Annotated in this window: 27 protein-coding genes and 2 tRNA genes; 19 read left to right on the forward strand and 10 right to left on the reverse strand. The window is 39.4% G+C overall.

Going from position 1 to position 23,600, the window contains the following annotated elements; all coding sequences use genetic code 11:
* Positions 1 to 92: 92 nt before the first annotated feature.
* Positions 93 to 168, reverse strand: a tRNA-Gly gene (locus EGS71_RS13775).
* Between the two features lie 45 nt (positions 169 to 213).
* Positions 214 to 289 (reverse strand) — tRNA-Gly (locus EGS71_RS13780).
* A gap of 230 nt (positions 290 to 519) precedes the next feature.
* Here EGS71_RS13780 and EGS71_RS13785 point away from each other — a divergent pair.
* From EGS71_RS13785 to EGS71_RS13805, 5 genes are all read left to right on the forward strand, one after another.
* Complete coding sequence (locus EGS71_RS13785; RefSeq protein ID WP_000051227.1) at positions 520 to 828, forward strand: BolA family protein; 309 nt, start codon at positions 520 to 522, stop codon at positions 826 to 828.
* Positions 829 to 839: 11 nt separating this feature from the next.
* Entirely contained in the window at positions 840 to 1,232 is a 393-nt protein-coding gene (locus EGS71_RS13790) for a SirB2 family protein (protein ID WP_000338675.1), read from the forward strand.
* 76 nt (positions 1,233 to 1,308) lie between these two features.
* Entirely contained in the window at positions 1,309 to 2,151 is an 843-nt protein-coding gene (locus tag EGS71_RS13795) for a ParA family protein (protein ID WP_002009601.1), read from the forward strand.
* Positions 2,152 to 2,161: 10 nt separating this feature from the next.
* Positions 2,162 to 2,548, forward strand: a complete 387-nt coding sequence (locus EGS71_RS13800) for a hypothetical protein (RefSeq protein WP_000677531.1) — start codon at positions 2,162 to 2,164, stop codon at positions 2,546 to 2,548.
* A 215-nt stretch (positions 2,549 to 2,763) separates the two neighbouring features.
* A complete protein-coding gene (locus EGS71_RS13805; RefSeq protein WP_000573143.1) occupies positions 2,764 to 3,354 on the forward strand; it encodes a LysE family translocator in 591 nt (196 codons plus the stop codon).
* A 7-nt stretch (positions 3,355 to 3,361) separates the two neighbouring features.
* Here the strand turns inward: EGS71_RS13805 and EGS71_RS13810 are convergent, their stop codons facing one another.
* The gene (locus tag EGS71_RS13810; RefSeq protein ID WP_000421340.1) at positions 3,362 to 4,003 is read right to left on the reverse strand and encodes a DedA family protein; all 642 of its coding nucleotides are present in this window, start codon (positions 4,001 to 4,003) and stop codon (positions 3,362 to 3,364) included.
* A gap of 193 nt (positions 4,004 to 4,196) precedes the next feature.
* Between EGS71_RS13810 and EGS71_RS13815 the strand changes: the two genes are divergently transcribed.
* The gene (locus tag EGS71_RS13815) at positions 4,197 to 4,634 is read left to right on the forward strand and encodes a DoxX family protein (RefSeq protein WP_000483007.1); all 438 of its coding nucleotides are present in this window, start codon (positions 4,197 to 4,199) and stop codon (positions 4,632 to 4,634) included.
* 58 nt (positions 4,635 to 4,692) lie between these two features.
* On the opposite strand, the gene EGS71_RS13820 is transcribed toward EGS71_RS13815, so the two are convergent.
* Positions 4,693 to 5,910 (reverse strand): DUF445 domain-containing protein, encoded by a 1,218-nt coding sequence (locus EGS71_RS13820; RefSeq protein ID WP_169518027.1) that lies wholly within the window; start codon positions 5,908 to 5,910, stop codon positions 4,693 to 4,695.
* Positions 5,911 to 6,297: 387 nt separating this feature from the next.
* Between EGS71_RS13820 and guaA the strand changes: the two genes are divergently transcribed.
* From guaA to EGS71_RS13855, 7 genes are all read left to right on the forward strand, one after another.
* The gene (guaA, locus tag EGS71_RS13825) at positions 6,298 to 7,866 is read left to right on the forward strand and encodes a glutamine-hydrolyzing GMP synthase (RefSeq protein WP_000210748.1); all 1,569 of its coding nucleotides are present in this window, start codon (positions 6,298 to 6,300) and stop codon (positions 7,864 to 7,866) included.
* Between the two features lie 65 nt (positions 7,867 to 7,931).
* Positions 7,932 to 8,720, forward strand: coding sequence for an aminoglycoside nucleotidyltransferase ANT(3'')-IIa (locus EGS71_RS13830; protein WP_001279068.1), 789 nt, complete (start codon positions 7,932 to 7,934; stop codon positions 8,718 to 8,720).
* A gap of 222 nt (positions 8,721 to 8,942) precedes the next feature.
* The gene (locus tag EGS71_RS13835; protein WP_001249795.1) at positions 8,943 to 9,470 is read left to right on the forward strand and encodes a PadR family transcriptional regulator; all 528 of its coding nucleotides are present in this window, start codon (positions 8,943 to 8,945) and stop codon (positions 9,468 to 9,470) included.
* Between the two features lie 60 nt (positions 9,471 to 9,530).
* Positions 9,531 to 9,836 (forward strand): DUF3861 domain-containing protein, encoded by a 306-nt coding sequence (locus tag EGS71_RS13840; RefSeq protein WP_000809281.1) that lies wholly within the window; start codon positions 9,531 to 9,533, stop codon positions 9,834 to 9,836.
* Positions 9,837 to 9,992: 156 nt separating this feature from the next.
* Positions 9,993 to 10,940 (forward strand): pirin family protein, encoded by a 948-nt coding sequence (locus EGS71_RS13845; protein ID WP_000069626.1) that lies wholly within the window; start codon positions 9,993 to 9,995, stop codon positions 10,938 to 10,940.
* Entirely contained in the window at positions 10,937 to 11,344 is a 408-nt protein-coding gene (locus EGS71_RS13850) for an OsmC family protein (RefSeq protein ID WP_000127662.1), read from the forward strand. Before EGS71_RS13845 ends, EGS71_RS13850 begins: the two co-directional genes overlap by 4 nt.
* A 112-nt stretch (positions 11,345 to 11,456) precedes the next feature.
* Positions 11,457 to 12,125 (forward strand): glutathione S-transferase, encoded by a 669-nt coding sequence (locus tag EGS71_RS13855; protein WP_000626445.1) that lies wholly within the window; start codon positions 11,457 to 11,459, stop codon positions 12,123 to 12,125.
* Positions 12,126 to 12,168: 43 nt separating this feature from the next.
* Here the strand turns inward: EGS71_RS13855 and EGS71_RS13860 are convergent, their stop codons facing one another.
* Together EGS71_RS13860 and argS are read right to left on the reverse strand one after the other, a co-directional pair.
* Positions 12,169 to 12,795, reverse strand: a complete 627-nt coding sequence (locus tag EGS71_RS13860) for an SPOR domain-containing protein (protein WP_000467262.1) — start codon at positions 12,793 to 12,795, stop codon at positions 12,169 to 12,171.
* Between the two features lie 153 nt (positions 12,796 to 12,948).
* Positions 12,949 to 14,739 carry an arginine--tRNA ligase gene (argS, locus tag EGS71_RS13865; RefSeq protein WP_001090288.1) on the reverse strand — a complete coding sequence of 597 codons (1,791 nt, stop codon included), beginning with the start codon at positions 14,737 to 14,739 and terminating at the stop codon, positions 12,949 to 12,951.
* 495 nt (positions 14,740 to 15,234) lie between these two features.
* Between argS and EGS71_RS13870 the strand changes: the two genes are divergently transcribed.
* Entirely contained in the window at positions 15,235 to 16,932 is a 1,698-nt protein-coding gene (locus EGS71_RS13870) for an NAD-dependent malic enzyme (RefSeq protein WP_000623101.1), read from the forward strand.
* Between the two features lie 44 nt (positions 16,933 to 16,976).
* Here EGS71_RS13870 and EGS71_RS13875 read toward each other — a convergent pair whose 3' ends face one another.
* Positions 16,977 to 17,897: a Dyp-type peroxidase gene (locus EGS71_RS13875; RefSeq protein WP_000126814.1), complete on the reverse strand. Its 921-nt coding sequence runs from the start codon at positions 17,895 to 17,897 to the stop codon at positions 16,977 to 16,979.
* Between the two features lie 157 nt (positions 17,898 to 18,054).
* Here EGS71_RS13875 and EGS71_RS13880 point away from each other — a divergent pair, with 157 nt between their 5' ends.
* Entirely contained in the window at positions 18,055 to 18,681 is a 627-nt protein-coding gene (locus EGS71_RS13880) for a LysE family transporter (protein WP_000058352.1), read from the forward strand.
* A 1-nt stretch (position 18,682) separates the two neighbouring features.
* Here EGS71_RS13880 and znuB read toward each other — a convergent pair whose 3' ends face one another.
* Genes znuB through EGS71_RS13895 form a run of 3 tightly spaced genes read right to left on the reverse strand, consistent with a single transcriptional unit; the run spans position 18,683 to position 20,754 of the window.
* On the reverse strand, positions 18,683 to 19,492 hold the full coding sequence (gene znuB / locus EGS71_RS13885; RefSeq protein WP_000970829.1) for a zinc ABC transporter permease subunit ZnuB: 810 nt from the start codon (positions 19,490 to 19,492) through the stop codon (positions 18,683 to 18,685).
* Positions 19,493 to 19,495: 3 nt separating this feature from the next.
* Positions 19,496 to 20,284, reverse strand: coding sequence for a zinc ABC transporter ATP-binding protein ZnuC (znuC, locus tag EGS71_RS13890; RefSeq protein ID WP_001112013.1), 789 nt, complete (start codon positions 20,282 to 20,284; stop codon positions 19,496 to 19,498).
* Positions 20,257 to 20,754 (reverse strand): transcriptional repressor, encoded by a 498-nt coding sequence (locus tag EGS71_RS13895; protein ID WP_000093118.1) that lies wholly within the window; start codon positions 20,752 to 20,754, stop codon positions 20,257 to 20,259. Before EGS71_RS13895 ends, znuC begins: the two co-directional genes overlap by 28 nt.
* A 127-nt stretch (positions 20,755 to 20,881) precedes the next feature.
* On the opposite strand from EGS71_RS13895, the gene EGS71_RS13900 reads away from it, so the two are divergent.
* From EGS71_RS13900 to atpE, 4 genes are all read left to right on the forward strand, one after another.
* Complete coding sequence (locus EGS71_RS13900) at positions 20,882 to 21,721, forward strand: metal ABC transporter solute-binding protein, Zn/Mn family (RefSeq protein WP_000490202.1); 840 nt, start codon at positions 20,882 to 20,884, stop codon at positions 21,719 to 21,721.
* A gap of 169 nt (positions 21,722 to 21,890) precedes the next feature.
* Positions 21,891 to 22,289, forward strand: coding sequence for an ATP synthase subunit I (locus EGS71_RS13905; RefSeq protein ID WP_000084237.1), 399 nt, complete (start codon positions 21,891 to 21,893; stop codon positions 22,287 to 22,289).
* Positions 22,290 to 22,393: 104 nt separating this feature from the next.
* Positions 22,394 to 23,269, forward strand: a complete 876-nt coding sequence (gene atpB, locus EGS71_RS13910; RefSeq protein ID WP_000718586.1) for a F0F1 ATP synthase subunit A — start codon at positions 22,394 to 22,396, stop codon at positions 23,267 to 23,269.
* An 84-nt stretch (positions 23,270 to 23,353) separates the two neighbouring features.
* Positions 23,354 to 23,599: a F0F1 ATP synthase subunit C gene (gene atpE, locus EGS71_RS13915; RefSeq protein ID WP_000424060.1), complete on the forward strand. Its 246-nt coding sequence runs from the start codon at positions 23,354 to 23,356 to the stop codon at positions 23,597 to 23,599.
* Position 23,600: the final 1 nt, after the last annotated feature.

The raw sequence follows: 23,600 nt of genomic DNA on the forward strand, positions 1-23,600 counted from the left end.
TAAATCAAGGCAATGAGTGATTTTGAAATTCTAAATATATAAACAGATCAAAAGAAAAAGGCACTTACCTTCCGATAAGTGCCTTTTGAATTTGGAGCGGGAAACGAGACTCGAACTCGCGACCCCAACCTTGGCAAGGTTATGCTCTACCAACTGAGCTATTCCCGCATGTATGAGCAGTTTTTACTAAAACTTTCTCAAAAAAAACCAATCTGGAGCGGGAAACGAGACTCGAACTCGCGACCCCAACCTTGGCAAGGTTATGCTCTACCAACTGAGCTATTCCCGCGTGCCGCTTATAATACATTAAGCAAAACAAGGGTCAATAACTTTATGCAAATAATTATGCTGATTGCATAAAATAAAAACAGAATTGAGTATTTAGAGTTATTTTTATTGATAAGTTGCCGAATAAATAGACATTTTGTTTGCAGTCAAAGCGTACAAGAGCAACTTTTGTTTATGTGTAGACAGGGTATACTAGGTCTAAATATACGAATAATCGTAAAAGGAAAAGCTATGAGCCTTGAGCAACAGTTGATTGAACGGTTACAGACCCTTGCACCTAGCCATTTAGAAGTCATTAATGAGTCTGCCGGCCACGGTGGTTATTTTCCTGGTAAAGAATCCCACTTTAAAGTGATTGTGGTGAGTGAAGAATTTAACGGCTTGCGTTTGGTTCAGCGTCATCAAAAAGTTTATGCCTTGGCTTCTGATTTAATGAATCCAGGACAAATTCATGCTTTAGCAATCCACGCTTATTTACCAAGTGAGTGGCAAGGTCAAGCGCCAGCAAGTCCAGAATGTGCACATGCACCTAAAAACTAAGGGCTTAGTTTATGGATGCACATTTACTCACTAAAATTATCCATATGACTGCGGTAGCAGCCGCACTTATGGTTTTTGTATTACGCGCTTCTACACTATTTATTGGTGTACAAGGTGAACAACCTAACCCAGCAGGGCGTAAAGCTTTAGTTGCTTTACAGCATTTGTCATTTACCGTGGTTTTCATTACCGGAGCAATTTTACTGGTGATGAAGAACTTTCAGGTACAGCCATGGTTCTACGCTAAAATTATCTTATTTTTAGTGCTCTTATCATCTTTAATGAAAGCCTTTAAAAAGGATGACACTATTTTGCTAGCTCAGCGCCGTGCGGGTTTGGTCATTAGTGCAATCGCATTTGTTGCCATTATTATTCTGGTGATAGTGAAACCTGTTTTTGCTTAATTGTTCTACATTCTTTGCCTTTTTGCGTAAGCTCTAGGTTAAACTGCATACAGTAAAAAAATATGTAGAGGGAAACATGCTAACTCGTGTGGTGTTTAACCAAAAAGGCGGTGTAGGGAAATCAAGTATTACTGTAAATTTGGCTGCCATTAGTGCCAAACATGGCTTAAGGACCTTGGTTATCGATCTTGATCCTCAAGCCAACTCAAGCCAATACCTTTTAGGTGAAGAAGCAACATACGCTGCTGATAAAGCAGTTTTAGAACCAAATATTGAAAACTTCTTTGAATATGTGTTGGGAAATAATCAACAAAAAGGTTTAATTGGGAACGCACTGGGCTCAATTCTAAAAGCTCCACGCAACAAAGATCTCGACAGTTTTGTACACTCTACATCCTTTGCAAAATTAGATGTGCTTCCGGCTAGCCCTACGCTCGGTGCTCTTGAGCATGCACTTGAAAGCAAACATAAAATTTATAAATTGCGTGACTCTATTCAAAGCTTGGTTGGGCGCTATGACCGCATTTATATTGACACACCTCCAGCCTTTAACTTTTTCACATTGTCTGCATTAATTGCAGCAGATAAGGTCCTGATTCCTTTCGACTGTGATGTCTTTTCAAAGCGTGCTTTACAAACATTGATTGAAAATGTTCTCGAAACGCAAGATGATCATAATGATCGCTTGGAAATTGAAGGAATTGTGGTGAATCAGTTCCAGTCCCAAGCAAAACTACCTCGGGAAGTGGTTCAACAGTTAAAAGATGAAGGGTTACCAGTGCTCAATAGCATGTTACCGCCTTCGATTTTGATGAAAGAATCACATCAGAAAAATTTACCTTTGGCTCACTTAGCGCCAGAACACAAATTGACTCAGTCTTATGAGGCATTGTTCAGCGAAATTGAACCAAAACGATAAGAGAAAAATGATGAAAGGCTTATATATTGTGCCTTTGGCAGCGGCCACTTTACTATTGAGCGCTTGTGCTACAACGGTAAAACCGACTTATGTGTCTCCGACGCAGTATCAATCTTTGAGTTGCCAGCAACTACAAAGTGAATATAACCGTATTCAACAATATATCGACAATGGTGTACAGACACCAAAAAGTACAGGTATGGGTGTTGGACTTGGGCTTGGCGGCGGCTGGGGACGAGGCGGTTGGGGATTCGGCCCATCCATCTCTGTCAATATGGGACAATCTTCTTCAACCAAAAACACCGAACTTTCACGTGTATTAGGTCAACAAGAAGCCATTGTTCAGGCTGCTCAGTTTAAGAATTGTCCAATTATTGTTCGGAAAAAGACGAATTAATCATCAGTCTTGCATCACAATATGCTAACTAATTGCATATTGTGATGAATAAAGTTTAGCAAAATGTTTCATAATAAAATTATTATAAATCAATAATTTTTTAAAGATAAGCCTTAGAATAACTTGTATTCTTTCTAATCAGAATACGCTCTAAACTTGCTATATTTTGCCCATTTCGTTTAATGTTGCCGCATCTTTACTAATGTGGAAATTATATGATTGAGAGCTGGTTTTTTGTATTAGCAATGTTGGCTGTTTTACTTATTCCGGGCCCGACAAACGCATTACTTGCAACCGCCGCTCACTCACAAGGGTTATCTAAAACATTCTGGCTTATTCCAATGGAATGGTTGGGCTACGCTTATGGCATTAGTTTTTGGGCGGTGTTCATTCATTTGGCAGATCCGGTTTGGCCTGCACTACTGCTTATTTTGCACATCACTAGCGTATTATATGTATTCTGGATGGCATTCCGCTTATGGAAAACCACGCATTTACAACAATTTAGCCAAAATCATCGTAATATTCGCCCACGTCAATTATTCTTCTCAACTTTAAAAAATCCTAAGTCTTTACTTTTTGCCGCAGGTATTTTCCCCGCTGAAACATGGAATTCGCCTGAAAATTTTCTCATGGTTCTGGCTGCTTTTACTTTAATTCTTATTCCAGCAGCAAGTTTCTGGATGTTTTTCGGACGTGCTTTATTGACAGGATCAATGAAAAAAATAAAGGCCGATCATCTATATAAAGGATCGGCCATGTTACTTATTTTATGTATGCTTCCGGTGGTATTCCGTTTTTTCTAATTGCTCTTTAAACGTTAGCTTTTCGGTTTTTTAGCTTTTGACGTATGAAGCCGATCACACCCGGTAAAATACTAATAATAATGATGCCAAAAATAAGGTGAGTAAAGTTATCTTTTACAAGTGGATGTCCACCGAAGAGATAGCCTAAAGTGACAAAAGAAGCTACCCAACAGAATGCGCCAATTATGTTATAAGTTAAGAAAAACTTATAATTCATGCTGCCAGCGCCAGCAACGAAAGGTGCAAAGGTACGAGCAAATGGAATGAAACGTGCAAAAATAATAGTCTTGCCACCATGACGGGCGAAGAATTCATGAGTCTTAATTAAATGTTGCTTATTAATAAAGCGTGAATTCATCTCAAATACACGTGGACCGATAAAACGTCCAATATGATAGTTCACTGTATCGCCTAAAACCGCGGCAATGAAGAGTAGAATGCCCAGTAACCAAGGGTCCATTGTGCCTGTAGAAGCCGCTAAAGCACCTGCTGCGAACAGTAAGCTGTCACCCGGTAAGAACGGCATAACCACTAAACCGGTTTCGACAAAAATAATTAAAAATAAAATGCCATAAATCCACGTCCCGTAATTTGTGATAAATTCGGCGAGATGCTGATCAACGTGTAGAATAAAATCAAGAAGTTCCATGAGATGATTAAGTGGTAAACCGTGCTCAAATCCTAGCAGTGAGCCTATAGAAAGTCAGTATAAAACATCAAAAATATACAAATTGATCATCCTATTTGTGCAACGATATATATGGATTTTGAGTATTTAATTATCAATGTCCCAAACCTAGAATGAGTTCATCAACAAATAAGCATTAAATAAAGGTGGCAATATGTTTAATCCAAATGTGGTGGTCAAAAATATCGTGACGCAACCAGGCGCAGACAGTTTTATTAGCCTTGTTGCTCGTCTTCTTATCGCTTATATCTTTCTTGCTGCTGGTTGGGGGAAAATTACCGGTTATGCAGCAACTGCAGGATATATGGAAGCAATGGGTGTTCCAGGTGGACTTCTACCATTAGTTATTCTGGTTGAGTTCGGTGGTGGTTTAGCGTTGTTATTTGGTTTCCAAGCACGTTTCGCAGCTTTTGGTCTTGGGATCTTTAGTATCTTAACTGCGTTCTTATTTCACCAAGGTGGGGCTGATGCAGCAGCACAATATAACAATGGCATCCACTTTATGAAAAATCTTGCAATGGCAGGTGGTTTATTTTTCTTGATGCTTCATGGTGCTGGACGTATTAGCCTCGACCATGCAATTGAAAAATAATATCTAAAGCAAAATAAAAACCGGATGATTCATTCATCCGGTTTTTTATATTTAAAAATTAAAGCATAAACTGGATTTGTAGCTCACCAACAACAAAACCAAGTACTGCGCCTACTGCAATGAGTGCCCACTCATCTTCTTTAAAGGCTGGACGTAGCATACCTTCAAATTCCGAAGGCGTTAATTTCTGCATACGCTCAATCAGGGTATTGCGAATATTCATGGCGTCTTCTGCATAAGACTCAACATATTTCATAGTCTCTGGAAGTTGCTGCATGATACGTTCCGCAACCTGAGTTTTCATATTCTGGTATTTTTCTCCACCAATTGCATAAACAACGAGGGGGCGGATTACACCTGCTTGCATGTCAATTTCCTGTTTGACATGACGGTTAACCAGCTCAATAACACGTGCAGAGTGAGTACCTGAAAACAACTCTTCCATCATATGGCGTGAAGTCAAAAGTTGTTTGGAAATTAAAGCTGCATAGTCAGCTGCCACTTCATTCTGACGTTTAATAAATAGACCTTGCCATGTATAGCCCAATATTTTTTTCGGATAGAGGGGTCTAAACATCATTTGTAGGGCAATCCAGTCACTAAAAAAACCTACAAATCCGCCAAACAGAGGTAGCATCCAAGGATATTTTCCTTGTGTGACAATCCAGCAGAGCATCTGGATTACACCAATACCAAAACCAAATACAAAACCAACGTTACTGAAAAACTTAAACTCTTGTTTGCCTACACGTTTAAAAATATTGTTCAGTAGGCGTTTGTCTTTAAGTAAATTACTAATGACCAAATGTTTAATATCAAAATATCGATTTACGTCACGTTGCACTTCACTCATGATGTGCTCGACAATTTCCGGGGCTTTTGATTGCACTCTGCGGATCAGTCTTTGGCGGGCAAACTCAGGCATGCCTTCCCATAAGCCTGGTTGATATTCTTGAGCAACCTCACGGGTAATATCTTCTGCTGCTGCCATTAATGGTTTTTCAATTTCTTTAGCAATACGCTTTGGGTCAAGGCGAGCAAAAATTTCTTCGGGCTTAATGAGCTTAGCCGTCATAAGCTCTACAGCAGTCGTTGCCATTTTTTCGGCTTTACGAGGCACAATACCTTGCCAGCCAAAAAACGGTTTAATACCTTTAAATTCAAGTGGTGAAAACATCATTTGAATGGCAATCACTTTAGTGACATAGCCAATTAAACCACTCATGAAAGGAATAGAGACATACAACCAAAAATGTTGCTGGAAATCTGCAATCATAGTTTGAAGCATTGTTGTTCCTTAGATTTCTATTGATTTTGATATGGGGCAACAAGCCATAAAAAACGGATAACTGTTTAAGGTCAGACAAATATCGCTTAATGGTATTTACCTTTCCATGGTAATGCCTGTTTTATCGGGTCATCTTAACATCAAATTCATTATGATGTTGCATAGAATGTGATGAATTTATCAATGTGCATGAAGTTCTAAAGTAACTTTTAGGGTATTGATAAATATAAATAAATAATATTTTATATCGATTATTCTAACTATTAAAATGATTCTAATATGAAAAAAATAAGATATATGATGATTTGCGGTGCGTCGAAGCGTGAAAAATGTTAAAATGGCGCGCTTAATTCTTTTGCCATTTAGTGGTTTGTCATGACTACCAATACTCAAATTACTGAAGATCGTATCCTGATCCTGGATTTCGGCTCTCAATATAGTCAGCTCATTGCACGTCGTGTACGTGAAGCTGGTGTTTACTCTGAAATGTATGCCTTTGATATGTCTGAAGAAGACATCCGTGCTTTTAAGCCAAACGGTATCATTTTATCAGGTGGACCTGAGAGTGTGCATGAAGAGGGCAGCCCTCGCGCACCGCAAGTGGTGTTTGAATTAGGCGTTCCAGTATTGGGTATTTGCTATGGTTTACAAACCATGTCTGAACAGTTAGGCGGTAAAGTTGAGCCGGGTACTGTACATGAGTTTGGTTATGCCGAAGTTGATATCGTTAAACGTGACCAACTCATTGGCAACTTACATGACCGCGAAAACCAACTACACGTTTGGATGAGCCACGGCGACAAAGTGAGCCAGATTCCAGAAGGTTTTACGATTACTGCAAGCACACCAAGCTGTCCAGTTGCTGCTGTAAGTGATGAAACACGCCGTTTTTACGGTGTTCAGTTCCACCCAGAAGTAACACACACGGCAAAAGGTGAAGAGCTACTTTCTAATTTCGTTCACAAAATTTGTGGATGTGGTGGCCTTTGGACACCTGAACACATCATCGATTTGCGTGTAGAGCAGTTACGTGAGCAAATTGGTAATGAGAAAGTACTTTTAGGTCTTTCTGGTGGTGTTGACTCATCTGTTGTTGCTGCGCTTTTACACAAAGCGATTGGTGATCAATTAACATGTGTATTTGTTGATAATGGTTTGCTTCGTTTAAACGAAGGTGACCAAGTGATGCAAATGTTTGCTGAAAACATGGGTATTCGTGTTATTCGTGCAGATGCAGAAGCGCGCTTCTTAAATGCTCTAGCTGGCGTTACCGATCCTGAAGCAAAGCGTAAAATTATTGGTCGCGAGTTTATTGAAGTATTTGCTGAAGAAGCACGTAAACTTGATGGCGTGAAATTCTTGGCGCAAGGTACAATTTACCCAGACGTAATTGAATCTGCTGCAAGCAAACAAGGTAAAGCACACGTTATTAAATCTCACCACAATGTGGGTGGTTTACCAGATGATTTAGCATTTGAATTGGTTGAACCTTTACGTGACTTGTTTAAAGATGAAGTACGTAAATTAGGTACTACACTTGGTTTACCGCACAGCATGATCTACCGTCATCCATTCCCGGGCCCAGGTTTAGGCGTTCGTATTTTGGGTGAAGTGAAAAAAGAATATGCAGATATTCTTCGTCTTGCTGATGATATCTTTATGCAAGAGCTTCGTGACAGCGGTTGGTATGATAAAACAGCTCAAGCATTTGCTGTCTTCCAACCTGTTAAATCAGTGGGTGTAGTCGGTGATGGCCGCCGTTATGCATGGGTGATTGCGCTTCGTGCAGTTGAAACAGTTGACTTTATGACAGCTCGTTTTGCACATTTACCATACGAATTGGTTGATAAAATCTCAACACGCATTATGAACGAAATTAAAGATGTATCACGTGTGGTATACGACGTGTCATCTAAACCACCAGCAACGATTGAGTGGGAATAATCAAATGAAAAGGCAGGATTAAATCCTGCCTTTTTTATATCTGTTTCTTCCGAAGGAGGTGAGAGTTGTCTGATTTCATTCAGTTAGAATATCTACAAGAAAAATTACAGCAACTTTTAGCGGAATCATTATTTGCAATCTATCTTTATGGTTCAGCTGTTGATGGTGGCTTAGGGCCAGAAAGTGACCTTGATGTTCTGGTCGTGGTTACTCAACCATTAACATCTGCTTTACGCGAGCAGCTTGCACGAGAATTACTAAAAATTTCACAGCCTGTTGGGGAATTACAAAGACCATTAGAAGTTACTATTTTATTAAAAGATGAGATTCAGTCTGGAAATTATCCTTTAAGTTATGAAATGCAGTTTGGTGAATGGCTACGTGAAGAACTTAAAGAAGGTGGAACATTAAGTTCGCAGAAAGACCCAGATATTAGTATATTGCTTAGAAAAGCGAGATCTCATCATACAGTTTTATTTGGTCCAGCTCTAAACCAATGGGCACCTGAAATTTCTGATCAAGAACTATGGCAAGCAATGTCTGATACTTATCCCGAAATTGTAGCTCATTGGGATGAGGATGCAGATGAAAGAAACCAGATTTTAGCTTTATGCCGGATCTATTTTAGTTTAGTCATGAAGGATATTGCTTCAAAAGGCAATGCAGCTCGATGGGTTATGCCTCAGCTTCCTCCTGAGCAGAAATTCGTATTGCAGCGGCTTATACAGGAATATAGAGGGGAAATCGGCAAGCAAAATTGGCAAGAGGAACATTATGCTTTGCAGCCTATTGTTAATTTTCTGAGTTCAAAAATTGAAGAGCAGTTTGAGCAGAAAAGAAATTTGATCACATAATAATTTTTTAGATTCTGGCTTTTTTTACCGACTTTACTAAACATACGGCTATATAAGAGTGCTTAAGCACTCTTTTTTTATTACTTAGTGTTTAAAGAAAATAATATTAATTTTAATAATTATCAAAGTAATAGGTTGGAGTTTATTACTTTTTCTTGATAAAAGATATATTAAGATATATCTTAATAGTTATAAATTGTGCGTATTAGAGAACCTCCAAAGATGAGACAACAATCACAACATCATTATGCTGAACATAATGACCATCATCACGGCCATCACCGTTCGGGGCGTCGTGGGAGACTTTTTGAAGCTGGACGTATGAAACTTTTAGTCCTTCATCTTATTCAGCAAAGTCCTAAGCATGGTTATGAAATTATTAAAGAAATAAGTGATTTGGTAGGCGATGGCTATACGCCAAGTGCAGGAACAATCTATCCGACTTTAACTAGCCTGGAAGAAATGAACCTCATTAACTTGCTAGATGTAGAGCGTAAACAATATCAAATTACGGAATTTGGGGAAGCTTATTTAAATGAACACCAAGACAAGCTAAGTGGGTTGTTAGAGAAATTGCGTTTGAGACGTGAAATTCACAGTAATGATCAATTAATCGAAATTCACCGTGCCATGGAAAACTTAAAAACAGCTTTACGTTTGAAATTGAATACCACTGAGTTGAAGCAAGAGCAGATCTATCAAATTGCTGAAAAAATTGATCAGGCTGCTGTTGCGATTGGGCGCCTATAGGTGGGTCTTAAACAGGTTGAAATTATCTAAAAACTATCAACTTTAATAGAGGGTTTATGTATGAAACAGCATCAATATCACGTTACGGTACAACATTTAAAAGATGCCAAAGGGGAAGTTTCTACTTATACGGAAAGGCTCGAGTTCTATACTGGTAATCATGACGATATTTTTGAGATTGTTGAAAAGTTAAAGAAAGCAGAATTTTTTGATGATCAAACCACAAAGTCTTTTGCAGTCGGTCTAAAGTTATTTAGTGAAGTCATGTTAGAGAATCGAGACCATCCATTGTTTCAAGAATTCTTGCCACAGTTTGGACAATTTATGAAAAATTTAAAACAACAAGTTAAGACCCAATCACCTTAAGTTGGCCATATCCCTTTAGATTTTCGATTATTAAAAATTGATTGTCTCATTCATAGCACCCTGTGTATTACTAAAAGACTATATTGAATAATGAGTGTATTGTTAAGATCAGTATAACGACTCATTGCACAAGCATAGGTAAAAGAGAGTAATATCATGAGCAATAATAACGATTACGATATTTCGGATTCAAAGGATTGCGAAAAATTTGCCAATCAATTTATTCAGGAATTTCCAATTCGCTCTGCCGAAATTGGACAGGGGACGGTGATTAAGCGGGCTTTACCTAGTCGACAAAAACGAATGATTGGGGCATGGTGCTTTTTAGATCATGCAGGACCAGTAACATTTCCTGCCGGCAATGGTTTGGATGTAGGACCTCATCCACATATTGGTTTGCAAACCTTCACTTGGATGATTGAAGGGACCATGATGCATACAGATAGTTTAGGGTCAAAGCAATTAATTCGTCCTAAACAAGTTAATTTAATGACAGCGGGACATGGTATTTCTCATACCGAGGTTGCACCTGATACTGAAACTCAAATGCATGCGGCACAGCTCTGGATCGCATTACCGGACCATAAGCGCAACATGGATCCGAAATTTGAACATTATCCCGATCTTCCTGTTGTTGAAAAAGACGGTCTGGAATTTACTGTACTGGTGGGTGAATATTTAGAGACGACTTCTCCAGTTGTGGTTCATACACCGTTAGTAGGGGTTGATCTCATTGCTACCCAAGATACTAAAACACGTATTCCACTAAATCCTGAATTTGAATATGGTTTTATGGCATTAGATGGCGTAGCTCATGTGAATGGCCATGAACTTACTGCTGACAATATGGTTGTATTAGATACAGGTTTGAACGAAATTGAGATTGAAGTAAAGAAAGGGAACCGTGTGCTATTAATCGGTGGTGAACCTTTTGAAACTCCGATCTTATTATGGTGGAATTTCGTTGCACGTACGATGGACGATTTAAAAGAAGCACGTGAGCAATGGGTTAATCATGACGTGCGTTTTGGTGAAATTCCAGATTATGTGGGTGCCCGCTTAGAAGCACCAGTTCTTCCAGATCAAATGAGAGCATCAAAATGACAGCAGTAATTGCGAGCAGTAAAGCAAAGCCTCTTGCAGAACAATGGAAAGGTGAAATTACCAGCGGCCGTCATCAATACTTTTGTGATGAGCCTGAAAAGCTAGAAGGGCATGACCAAGGGCCTGCACCTTATGATTTGCTTACCGGAAGTCTGGCAGCATGTACACTTATTACTTTAAGAATGTATGCAAAACATAAGGGTTATGATTTTGGTGAGTACTCGGTTGAAATTGATTTTCATACCAATCGAGAGCATGAAGAACATATCGAGCGTCGTATTGTTTTTAAAGAACTTCCAAACGAAGAACTTCAGCAAAAAATCTTAACCATATGCAGTAAAACCCCAGTCACTAAAACTTTGTTACGTAGTTTAGACATTCATACTGTGCTTGTTACAGCATAAAAATGCTATTTTGTTGCGGTGGATGATTTATATCCATCCCAAAAATGGAATAAAACAGCATGATCACATGCTGTTTTTTATGTAAAAAAGAAAAATAAAAGTAGGCAATACCATGATTAGTGTACACCACCTGGAATGTTCGCGATCGTTTCGGATTTTATGGGCTTTAGAAGAGTTAGGCTTGGATTATGATATTCATTTTTATCAACGTCTTCCGAACTATTCAGCACCAGAAACATTGAAATGTATTCATCCGCTTGGCAAGGCACCTATTTTGACAGATGATGAGCAAGTTATCGCAGAATCGGCCGTTATTTTAGAGTATTTGCAGCAGCGATATGATCAAAAACAGCAGTTTAAACCTAAGCAAGCTCAGGATTTACAGCAGTATATTTACTGGATGCACTATGCCGAAGGCTCACTTATGCCGTTATTAGTGATGACTTTGGTCATGAACAACGTCAATAAACATGTACCTTGGCTAATTCAGCCTGTAGCAAAGAAAATTACAGAAGGGGTTAAAGCAAATTTTGTTCGTCCACGTATGAAAGATCATATTAGTTTTTTAGAAAATTATTTGGCTGAGCATGAATATTTTGCAGGAGACTTTTCATTTGCAGATATTCAAATGAGTTTTCCACTAGAGGCTCTACAGTCACGTCTTCAAGGTAAATATCCGCATATTCAAGCATTCTTACATCGGATTCAGCAAAGACCAGCTTTTCAAAAAGCGAGACAGAAAGGTTTAGGGTCAAACGAAAGAAATTGTGCTGATATATAAAAGAAAAGGAACAAATATTTGTTCCTTTTTTATTGCTTAATCTTTATCTGCGTTTAATCACGATAGAGTCAATACCGCTATGCTGCAATGTTTGTTGAGCAGCGAGAGCAGCTTCTTGAGTGTCATATGGACCAGAAATAACACGATACCAAGTTTTTCCATTCTCAGAGCTTTTAATTACATCAGCCGATAAGCCATTTAAAATGATTTCTGCACGTCGAGCATCTGCTTGATCGGGGTCAGTATAGCTTCGAACTTGTAAAATATAATTTGGTTGTTGAGGTATAGCAGCTGTTGAGTCAGTCGTGTCGTCAGTGCTTACACTTGCAGGTTCAGAAGCGGCAGGTTGAGCTGTACTAGGTGCTTCTACAATCATGGCAGTACCCTGATTTTTACTTTCTGGAATTGCCTGTTCCGGAATAGGAGTGACCTGCTGTTGAGGCAATAGATCATAAAAGCGGTAATCTTTATTGGTTTCTTCTTCTTTATAGTGCTCAGAAGTAATCTGGTTTTTTGAGGAAACAGGTTGCCACGGTTTCCAAAGCATGAGCATTACTGCGATACATAAGACCGCTAAAATAGCGACAAGTGTCCCTAACCATTTAGGAATTAAAGGCTTTTTAGGCTTGTTAGGTCTTTCAGATACACCGCGTTGCGTTTTGCCAAACACGTGGATTATTCCTCTGTATTTTGATTGTTTTATTTCGAGTTTAGTTCTCGTTTACTTTAAAACATCGCTTCGCATAGATAGATTTCCTTGCAAAGCGTTATTTCTTACAACATGAAGGGGTATATGGCTTTGACCAAACACCCCAACACTAACTTACATGGCTTCAGGTGCAGAAACACCGAGTAATTCTAAGCCATTGCGCAATACTTGCTGTACATTGATTGAAAGTAATAAGCGTGCTTGTGTAAGTTCAGCATCATCACTTAAAACTTTGTGTTCATTGTACCAACCGTGGAATAGCGCAGCTAATTCTTTTAAGTAGTTACCTACTTGGTGTGGTTCATATGCATTAGCAGCACGTAACACAACGTCTGGATATGCAGCCAGTTTAGCAAGAATTTCAGTTTCTGCATCAAGTGATAAACGTGCAGCATGTGAACGAGCAGCACTTACTTCAAATTGTAAGCCAGTGCTTGCTGCTTTTTCTAGCATACGGCAAATACGTGCATGAGCGTATTGAATATAATACACCGCATTGTCTTTACTTTGTGAAACAGCAAGGTCAAGATCAAAGTCAATGTGTTGTTCACTTTTACGCATCACGTAGTAGAAACGAGCTGCGTCATTGCCGACTTCTTTACGCAAGTCACGTAAAGTCACGAACTGACCTGAACGAGATGACATTTGAACCATCTCACCACCGCGCCATAAGCTTACGAACTGAACTAAAAGAACGGTTAATTTTTTCGAGTCATAACCCATTGCATCAATCGCAGCTTTTACGCGAGAGATATAACCGTGGTGGTCAGAACCCCAAATATCAACAAGGTCAGTATAACCACGTTGTAGTTTATTTAAGTGATATGCAATGTCAGATGCAAAGTAAGTCGTTTGACCATTACGGCGCTTCACAACACGGTCTTTTTCATCACCAAATTCAGTCGATTTAAACCAGATGTTGCCATCTTTTTCATATAAGAAGCCGCGTTGATCAAGTGTTTCTAACGCTTCGACAATTTTTGCGCTAAGAGATGCTTCACTAAACCATTGATTAAAGGTTACGCCGAAGTCAGCAAGGTCATCTTTAATATCATCTAAAATGGCATGGAGTGCGGCTTGATGGAATACGCGGTAGCCTTCACCTAATAATTGTTGTGAGTTGGCAATAAGACCGTCAATGTGTTTTTCTTTATCACCAGATAATACGACTTTGTTGCCTTCGCTATCTAGCTCTTCAGCATATTGCACGTCTTCTGGTACATCTTTATAAACATTCGCAACTTCACGAACGTAAGCATCGCCATCTTTATCAATGATGCCTTGTGCGATTTCTTTAACGTAATCGCCTTGATACGCATTTTTAGGGAATACAAGGTTTTGTCCAAGTAATTCCAAATAACGTAAATAAGTAGAAGTCGCCAAAATATCCATTTGACGGCCAGCATCATTTACATAATATTCGCGATCAACTTTAGCACCTGTTGCTTCAAGCAAGTTTGCAACAGTCATACCATAAGCAGCCCCGCGGCCATGACCTACGTGTAGGCTAGACGTCGGGTTTGCAGAAACAAATTCAACTTGAATCTTTTTAGCTGCATTTGATTGGCTACGACCAAAGCTTTCTTTTTGAGCTTGAATCTGGTCAAGAATTGCAAAACGTTGATCTGCATTTAAAAAGAAATTGATAAAACCAGGGCCTGCAATTTCAGCTTTGCTGATGTCTGCAACTTCTGGTAGCGCTGCTAGAATTTTCTCAGCTAAATCGCGTGGTTTCATACCAGCAGCTTTAGAGCCGATCATGGCAATATTAGAAGCAAAATCGCCATGGCTTCGGTCTTTGGTGCGTGTTAAATTGCTTGAATTATTCCAATCCGAAGGAAGCACACCTTCTTGCTGAAGGGTTTGCACTGCATGGTCGAGAGCTGCTTGTATTGCCGTATTCATATCAATCGAAAATAGATGTCGCAGAAAAACGTCAAATATAGCAAATTTCCTATGAGTTAGGGGAGTGCATTTAACGCTTTCATTTAATTTCTTTCTTGAAGTTTCATGGAACTATTTTTTTTGTAAATATTAAAAAATAAAATTAGTAAAATTCTAAAAACAAGTAAATTCAAGCTTTCTATGCAATATTTTTGAAATTATAAGATAGTAAAACACTTGGTATTTTTTATGAAAATGTAATACAGGACAAAAATATAAGATTCTAAGCCAGATATAGAGTTAAGAAAGAATAGATTTAAAAAGATGAAAAATCTAAGTAATTAATTTTTAATATTAATTTTGTTATATGTTTTTTCTAAATAGTATTCAATTTCAATATCACAGTTTAAAATACCTATTTTGTATTAAATAGTCTTAAGCTTACGCATACAACGAGCTTTAGAGAGTGCTGAAACTGTACTTTTCTGAGTTCTAAGCTGGAAAATGAGATAGGCAATGATATCAGGTCACCCAAGTAAACATCCCCTTTATATCCCTTATGCAGGCTATACACTTTTAGAGTTACCCCTTTTGAATAAAGGGTCCGCTTTCACTCAAGAAGAAAGAAGTAACTTTAACTTACACGGGTTACTTCCACATATTATTGAAACTATCGAAGAGCAAAGCCAACGCTCTTATCAGCAATATTGTGCTTTCAATGATGATATTAATAAGCACATCTATTTACGTAATATCCAAGATACCAACGAAACTCTGTTCTACCACTTAATTGAAAATCATCTTGAAGAGATGATGCCAATTATTTACACGCCAACTGTGGGGGAGGCATGTCAACGTTTCTCTGATATCTATCGCCGTCATCGTGGTGTTTTCATTTCATATCCAGATCGTGATGTGATTGATGATATTTTGCAAAACGTTAATAAAAATAATGTCAAAGTCATCGTGATTACAGATGGTGAACGTATTTTAGGTCTTGGTGACCAAGGCATTGGCGGTATGGGTATTCCAATTGGGAAACTTTCGCTGTATACCGCATGTGGTGGTATTAGCCCTGCTTACACATTGCCAATCACAATCGATGTAGGGACGAATAACCCTCAATTATTAAATGACCCGATCTACATGGGATGGCGTCAACCACGTATTAGTGGTGATGAGTATTATGACTTTGTAGATATGGTGATTGAAGCTGTAAAGCGTCGTTGGCCAAAAGCGCTCATCCAGTTTGAAGATTTCGCACAAAAAAATGCGATGCCACTTTTAGAAAAATATCGCGATAAAATTTGTTGTTTCAATGATGATATTCAAGGAACAGCAGCGGTTTCTGTTGGTAGTTTAATTGCTGCAAGCCGTGCAGCAGGTAAACAATTAAAAGACCAAACAATTGCTTTCTTAGGTGCAGGTTCAGCTGGTTGTGGTATTGCAGAGCAAATCGTTGCACAAATGGTTTCAGAAGGACTAACCGATGCTGAAGCACGTGCTCGTGTTTACATGGTGGATCGTTTTGGTTTGATCACTGAAAATCAGCCAAATCTATTAGACTTCCAACGTAAGTTAGCTCAAAAAGCTGAAGTAGTAGACCAATGGGGCAATATTGAAGAAGTGATTTCACTGCTTGATGTTGTTAAAAATGCCAAGCCTACAGTATTAATCGGTGTTTCTGGTCAGCCGGGCCTATTCACCGAAGAAATTATTAAAACAATGGCTGCCAATTGTGAACGACCAATTGTGATGCCGTTATCTAACCCGACTTCGCGTGTAGAAGCAGTACCGGCGGATATTGTGGAATGGACTGAAGGTAAAGCATTAATTGCAACGGGTAGCCCATTTGCACCTGTAAATCATCACGGCAAGCTTTATAATATTTCTCAGTGCAACAACTCATACATCTTCCCTGGTATTGGTTTAGGTGTAGTAGCATCAGGCGCTAAACGCGTTACAGAAAACATGCTCATGGCATCAAGTAGTGCTTTAGCAGACTGTTCACCGTTGCTGAAAGATCCACAAGCTGATTTATTGCCACCTTTGGGCGAAATTCAACAAGTGTCTAAAGTGATTGCATTTGAAGTGGCAAAAGCTGCAATGGCAGATGGTGTGGCTGTAACCATTAGTGATGATTTGCTTAAGCAGAAGATTGATCAATCGTTCTGGAAACCAGAATACCGTAAATATAAACGTATTCCTTTCTAAGAATGAGAATGTGAAAAGAGGAGCTTAACCTCCTCTTTTTTCTTTTAAGCCTCTAAAATTTCTTCTAATAATTCTTCACTTGGTGCAAAGTAATATGCCCCGTCAAGTGGTGTCACGAAGTGCAGTAAGCGGTCATGAATGCCATCCCCACTTGTACCAAACATGCGCTTTAACATCGCATCAATAATGCTCAGGTCTTTAGTGTAAGCAATAAAGAATAAACCTTGATCACCTCGACCGTCACCATAAGGTAAGCTGTGACGTAGGATTTCCATTTCTTCGCCTTCCTCATCTTCAACGACAGTACGAGCGACATGGGCATTTTCCGGTTTAACATCATCATCTAATTCAATAGATTCAAGCTTGGTACGGCCCATGACATTTTCTTGTGCATCGACTTTAAGTTTTTTCCATTTTTCTAAGTCATGTGCATAGCGCTGCGCAAATATGAAACTACCATCTGCAAATACTCCAGCACTTTCTGGGAGGAGAGCGGTTTCTGCGCGGTCATCTGGAAATTGAGGGTTTTCAGTACCATCTATAAAGCCAGTAATATCGCGACCATCGAAGTAACGGAAGCAAACACGCTCATCCAGAACCTCAACTTTATCTTTAATCCCTTCAAAAAATGCTTGGCTTAATGCAAAACAGATATCAGAACGCATACTGGCAATGTGAATAAGCACATCAGCTGGTACGACTGGCATATTGAATGCGCCATTTTCTGGTTCAAGTTGTTTAAAACCAGCAGGAGATTGACTGTAAAGTTGCTTCCAAAGTTCTGGACCAAAAGCGACTGCTGTCTTAATTTGTGCGTCTGAATGTTGAGTAATGAGACGGTCACGTGTTTCGAATAAAGTTTCGAGTTGTTCTTTTAATTCAGCAATTGTTAAATCTTTTAAACGAAGAACAATAAAACGGGCATGATCAGATGGTAATGGCAAAATGACAGATTGAGCAGTCATTAGAAGATCTCTCCTCAATTATAATTTAGTATGAGCTTCAATTATTGTGCCTGATGCGAAGAGCCGTTAGTAGTCTATTTATTGATTTTATTGTTTGAATTATCGCCACGATAGTTTTATAAAACGGTATAATTCCACTTTTATTATCTATTTCGCTATGTCTTTGCAAGTTTGGTTTGCTTATATGTTGGCCTGTTGGGTCATTAGTATTTCTCCGGGAGCAGGGGCAATTGCTTCTATGTCGAGCGGCTTAAATTATGGCTTTAGACATGGCTACTGGAATGCAATTGGCTTGCAAATCGCCTTGTTAATTCAAATCATGATTGTAGCGGCGGGTGTAGGTGTTCTATTCGCAACGACCCCGTTGGCTTTTCAGGCGGTTAAGTGGTTTGGGGTAGCTTATTTATTGTATTTAGCCTATTTGCAGTGGACAGCACCAGTAAAAGATATAGAAATTCAACACGAAAAAAAGGATAAATCTGTTTCTGCTCTGCTATTCAATGGATTTGTGGTCAATATCAGTAACCCTAAAGCGATTGTATTTCTATTGGCAGTTTTGCCTCAGTTCTTAGATTTAAGCAAACCCCAATGGATACAATACCTGATTATGGCAGCCACTATGGTTACGATTGATTTGATTGTAATGGCTGGTTATACAGGGCTAGCTTCAAAAGTTTTAAGATTGCTACGTTCTCCTAAGCAACAAAAATATTTGAACCGTGGTTTTGCTGTCATGTTTAGTTGTGCAGCGTTATTGCTAAGTACGGTCCATCAAGCAGCCTGATTTAGGCCGCTTGAGTTTGATTTTTGATTTTTTGAACCATAAAGATAAGTGCAAAACTTAAAGCCATACATAAAACAATACTGAGGCCAGTCGAGATATTAAGTGCTGCGCTTGACCATAGGCCAACACTGACACCGAGTTGAGCTAAAACAAAGGCCCAAATAACCATCTGCTTTGGTGAGTGAGCGAGTAGTCGAGCGCTCAACGCTGGAATAACCAGTAGTGCCCCCATTAAAAGTGAACCTACTGCACGTAAAGCTAATACTGTAAATAAGGCTAGCAGTAACATAAAAATGAGACGCTGCCATTTCGCATTTACCCCTTCACTAATTGCAATGTCTGGATCAATGGCAATTTGAATTTGTGGTTGCCAATAGTGATAAAGAATGGCGAGTGATACTGCAATAATTAATGTAAAAATAGGCAGATCTGGCCAGTCAATACTCAGTAAGTCACCAAACAAATAACTTAAAAGCTCCGGTCTTAAACTTGGAACATGTTGAATAAACAGGAGGCCACTACATAGTAATGTTGCTGAGCATAGGGCAAGCAAAGCATCGTTCGGTAAACGATTGTCATGTAGTGCCCATAAAATAGCGACTAATAAAATTGCAGTACCTGCTACGCCAAGCCAGAGAGGAAGGCTTAAAGCACCAGCAATTGCTACCCCAAGTAAGGTTCCATGTGCCATGGTGTCTGCAAAAAAAGACATACGTCTCCATAGCATGAGACAACCAAGTGGTGCAGTCAAAAAGACTAATAAGGTTCCCATAATCCATGCGGGTAACAATAATTGTAACCATTCCATCATGGCTTAAGCTTCCGGTTCCGGGTGAATGTGAGGTCTGCTATTGTGAGGGCAGGGGTGTGCAGCGTCACCATGCGCACAGTGATCATGATGATGTTGATAGAAAACTCGCTGAGTACCGAATATTGCTTGGTATTCAGGATGTTGCTGAATACTTTCTGGTAAGCCGCTACAGCATATATGCTTGTTTAAACAAACAACGCGTTGAGTTCCCTGCATGACCCACTGTAAATCATGGGAAACAATTAAAATGGCACAACCATAACGTTCCGGCAGACTACGTACATATTCATAAAGCTCAGCTTCTGATTGAATATCTAAGCCTTGCATAGGCTCATCAAGAACGAGGATATCTGGCTTTCTAAGTAAAGCACGTGCTAGCAGTACACGTTGGCGCTCTCCACCAGAAAGTTGCTGAACTTTTGATTGTTGTAGTTTGGCAATACCGGTGTCTTGAATAATTTCCTGACGAAGGGCAGGGCTACACTTTTCCAGATCTAATAAATCTTGTACCCGTAAAGGAAGACTATGAGATGGATTAAATTTCTGAGGCACATAAGCCATTTTTAGTTTTTTATTGCTTATGACGCGTCCACTACTTGGCTTTAAAATACCAAGTAGAACTTTAATTAAAGTTGATTTACCTGCGCCATTAGGACCAATTAAGGTCACAATTTCATTTTCATGCAGAGCAAAATCAACTTTTTTTAATATATCCCGCTGATCACGATGAACAGAGACCTGTTCAAGTTGAATCAAAACAGGATTTAGCGAGCTGTGCGGCACTGCTGGCATTTCCCCGAAATTTCTATAATGCTGTGTTGTGCTGCGAAATCATCTAAAGCTGCAAGTTGGTCAAGTTGTTGGGTTAGACCTTGTGAAGATGCTTCTTTAACCGTGTGACATTCGGTACAAATCAGGAATGCAGCCTGATGACCTTCACGTGGGTGACAGCATGGTATGTAAGCATTAATAGATGTTAAGCGATGAATAAGACCCTTTTCTAATAAAAAGTCTAAAGTTCTATAAACAGTAGGAGGGGCGGCAGGTCGATCTGTTTGACTTTTAATACGTGCTAATAAGTCATAGGCACCCATAGGACCTGAAGCATTTAAAATGAGTTCAAGAACTTCTTTACGCAAAGGCGTAAGGCGTGCGCCGACCGCAGTACATAAAGTTTCTGCTTCAGCTAAACGACTTGCGACATTATGGTGATCATGTACACCATGCAAAGAATCATGATGTTCATGCATGCAAGAACTCATAGACATAACCTCAAATTTTTAATGGAATATTAGCATGAAGCGGTGCTTCATTCGATTAATCTTAGGTATTTTTGTAACTTTGTTATATTATAACATGCTTCGAGCTATTACTAATTGATGGTCTGTCATGTTCCGCGTTTTTGTTTTCAGTCTGTTCTCTCTTATGAGTACGTTAGGTTGGAGTCAGGGTTTGGTTGTCTCTACGCACCCAATCTATTTGATTGCAAAAGAAATTACCAAAGGAGTTGAAGAACCCCAGTTATTGCTTCAAGGGCAAAGTGGGCATGATGTACAGTTAACACCGGCACACCGTAAAGCAATTAATGATGCTTCTTTAGTGATCTGGTTAGGAAAAGCTCATGAAGCTCCGCTCAACAAATTGCTAAGTAACAATAAGAAAGCAATTGCTTTGTTAGATAGCGGTATTCTTTCTATTTTGCCGCAGCGCAATACACGTGGGGCTGCTTTACCAAATACTGTGGATACGCATGTTTGGTTAGAACCAAACAATGCAGTACGTATTGGCTTTTTTATTGCAGCTTTACGATCACAACAGCATCCTGAAAACAAAGCGAAGTATTGGAATAATGCGAATACATTTGCACGAAATATGTTGCAGGCGGCTCAAGCTTACGATAGCTCAAGCAACGGTAAACCGTATTGGTCTTATCATGATGCTTATCAATATTTGGAGCGTTCGCTAAACTTAAAGTTTGCGGGTGCCTTAACGGATGATCCGCATGTAGCTCCTACAGCGGCACAAATAAAGTACCTTAATGATAGTCGACCAAAAGCTCAGATGTGTTTACTTGCAGAAAGTTTTACAACAAAAGGGCAATATCAAAAACTGGGTAGTATTATCTTCCAACCCGTTGATGAAAGTATGAATAATGAAGATAATTTTGTAACAGCATGGAAGAAACTGGCGATAAAAACTGATAAATGTGTATTAAATACGCAAAAGTGAGATAAAAAGTAAACAAAGGCTGACTGTAGCGTCAGCACCACCTGTCACGAAAAACCCCGACTAAAGTCGGGAAAAGATTGCATGTTCAGGGGTGTAACTCTATAATGCCTGCGATTAAAAGCGATCATCAGCTAAACTTGTCAAGCATTTATGCTGTGAGTGGATAAAAATGAGCCAAACTAGTCGCTTGATTGACCGACGATTAGCAAAAGCTTTGGTCTTCTTACAAGCATGCATGATCCCTGTTTCCGCACTTGTGGCGTGGAGCATAAAAGACATGACAGCAGCATTAAGTGCGGCACTTGGTGCATTGGTCTGCTGGCTTGCTACGAGCTATTTTGCGTGGCAATCCTTCAGAACGGCAGGTGCGAGAGCATCTAAACAAGTGCTGTCTAACATGTATAGGGGCATGTTAGGCAAATTTGCAATCATGATCGTTGGATTTATTTTGATTTTGAGCAATGTTAAACCTTTATCACCGTTAGCATTGCTGTTTGGTTTTATTCTCGTTCAAGCGATGTCGTGGGTTGCTCCTTTTTGGGTGTCACGTCTACAAAAACGGGTATAGAAACAAGAAGAATTGAAGATTTTTTGGAGGGTGGCGAGATATCGACAGTACGCCGATGTTCGTTTCCCTTCTTTTTAGTAATTGACATTGACCAGGTGTGATTTATGGCTGCTGAAGAACATGCCCTCACTTCGACAGAGTATATCAAGCATCACTTGACCAATATGACCTATGGCAAAATGCCAGATGGTACATGGAAATTGGCTGAGACTGCTGAAGAAGCTCATTCGATGGGGTTCACTGCAATTCACTTGGATTCAATGGGTTGGTCAATTGGCCTTGGTGTGATTTTCTGTTTGTTATTTTGGATAGTTGCGAGAGCTGCAAATGCTGGCGTTCCAACAAAGTTCCAATCTGCAATTGAAATGATCATTGAGTTTGTTGACTCAAGTGTCCGTGATACTTTTCATGGCAAATCACGTTTAATCGCTCCACTTGCACTCACTATTTTCGTGTGGATTTTCCTCATGAACTTAATGGACTTGATCCCAGTTGACTGGATTCCTCAAGTTGCTGCATTTGTGGGTGCTAACGTATTTGGTATGGACCCTCACCACGTTTACTTCAAGATCGTTCCATCTACAGATCCAAACATTACCCTTGGTATGTCTTTATCTGTGTTTGTACTTATCTTGTTCTACAGCATCCGCGAAAAGGGTGTTGGCGGTTTCGTAGGCGAGTTGGCACTTAACCCATTTAACCCAAGTAATCCAGTTGCAAAAGCGTTGCTTATTCCAGTGAACTTGATTTTGGAATTGGTAACATTCCTTGCTCGTCCTATTTCATTGGCTCTCCGACTATTCGGTAACATGTATGCCGGTGAGTTGATCTTTATCCTGATCGCATTATTGCCGTTCTGGATTCAATGGGCGTTATCTGTGCCTTGGGCGATCTTCCACATTCTTGTAATCACGTTGCAGGCATTCATCTTTATGATGCTTACCATCGTTTACTTGAGCATGGCAAGCGAAAAACATTAATGGTATTGCCTAACTGTCAAACGATGGTTGGGCTGAATTTTTTTAATTTAATTTGGTAATAACCTAACCTCTGAGGAATTTTTCATGGAACTCACTTTAGGTCTAGTTGCAATTGCATCTGCTATCTTGATCGCTTTCGGTGCTTTGGGTACTGCGATTGGTTTTGGTCTTTTGGGTGGTCGCTTTTTAGAAGCTGTTGCTCGTCAACCAGAATTAGCTCCACAACTTCAAACTCGTATGTTCTTAATCGCGGGTCTTCTTGATGCTGTGCCTATGATCGGTGTTGGTATTGGCTTGTTCTTCATCTTCGCTAATCCATTTGTAGGTTAAT

Source organism: Acinetobacter sp. FDAARGOS_559 (assembly GCF_003940475.1).
Lineage (GTDB): Bacteria > Pseudomonadota > Gammaproteobacteria > Pseudomonadales > Moraxellaceae > Acinetobacter > Acinetobacter baumannii.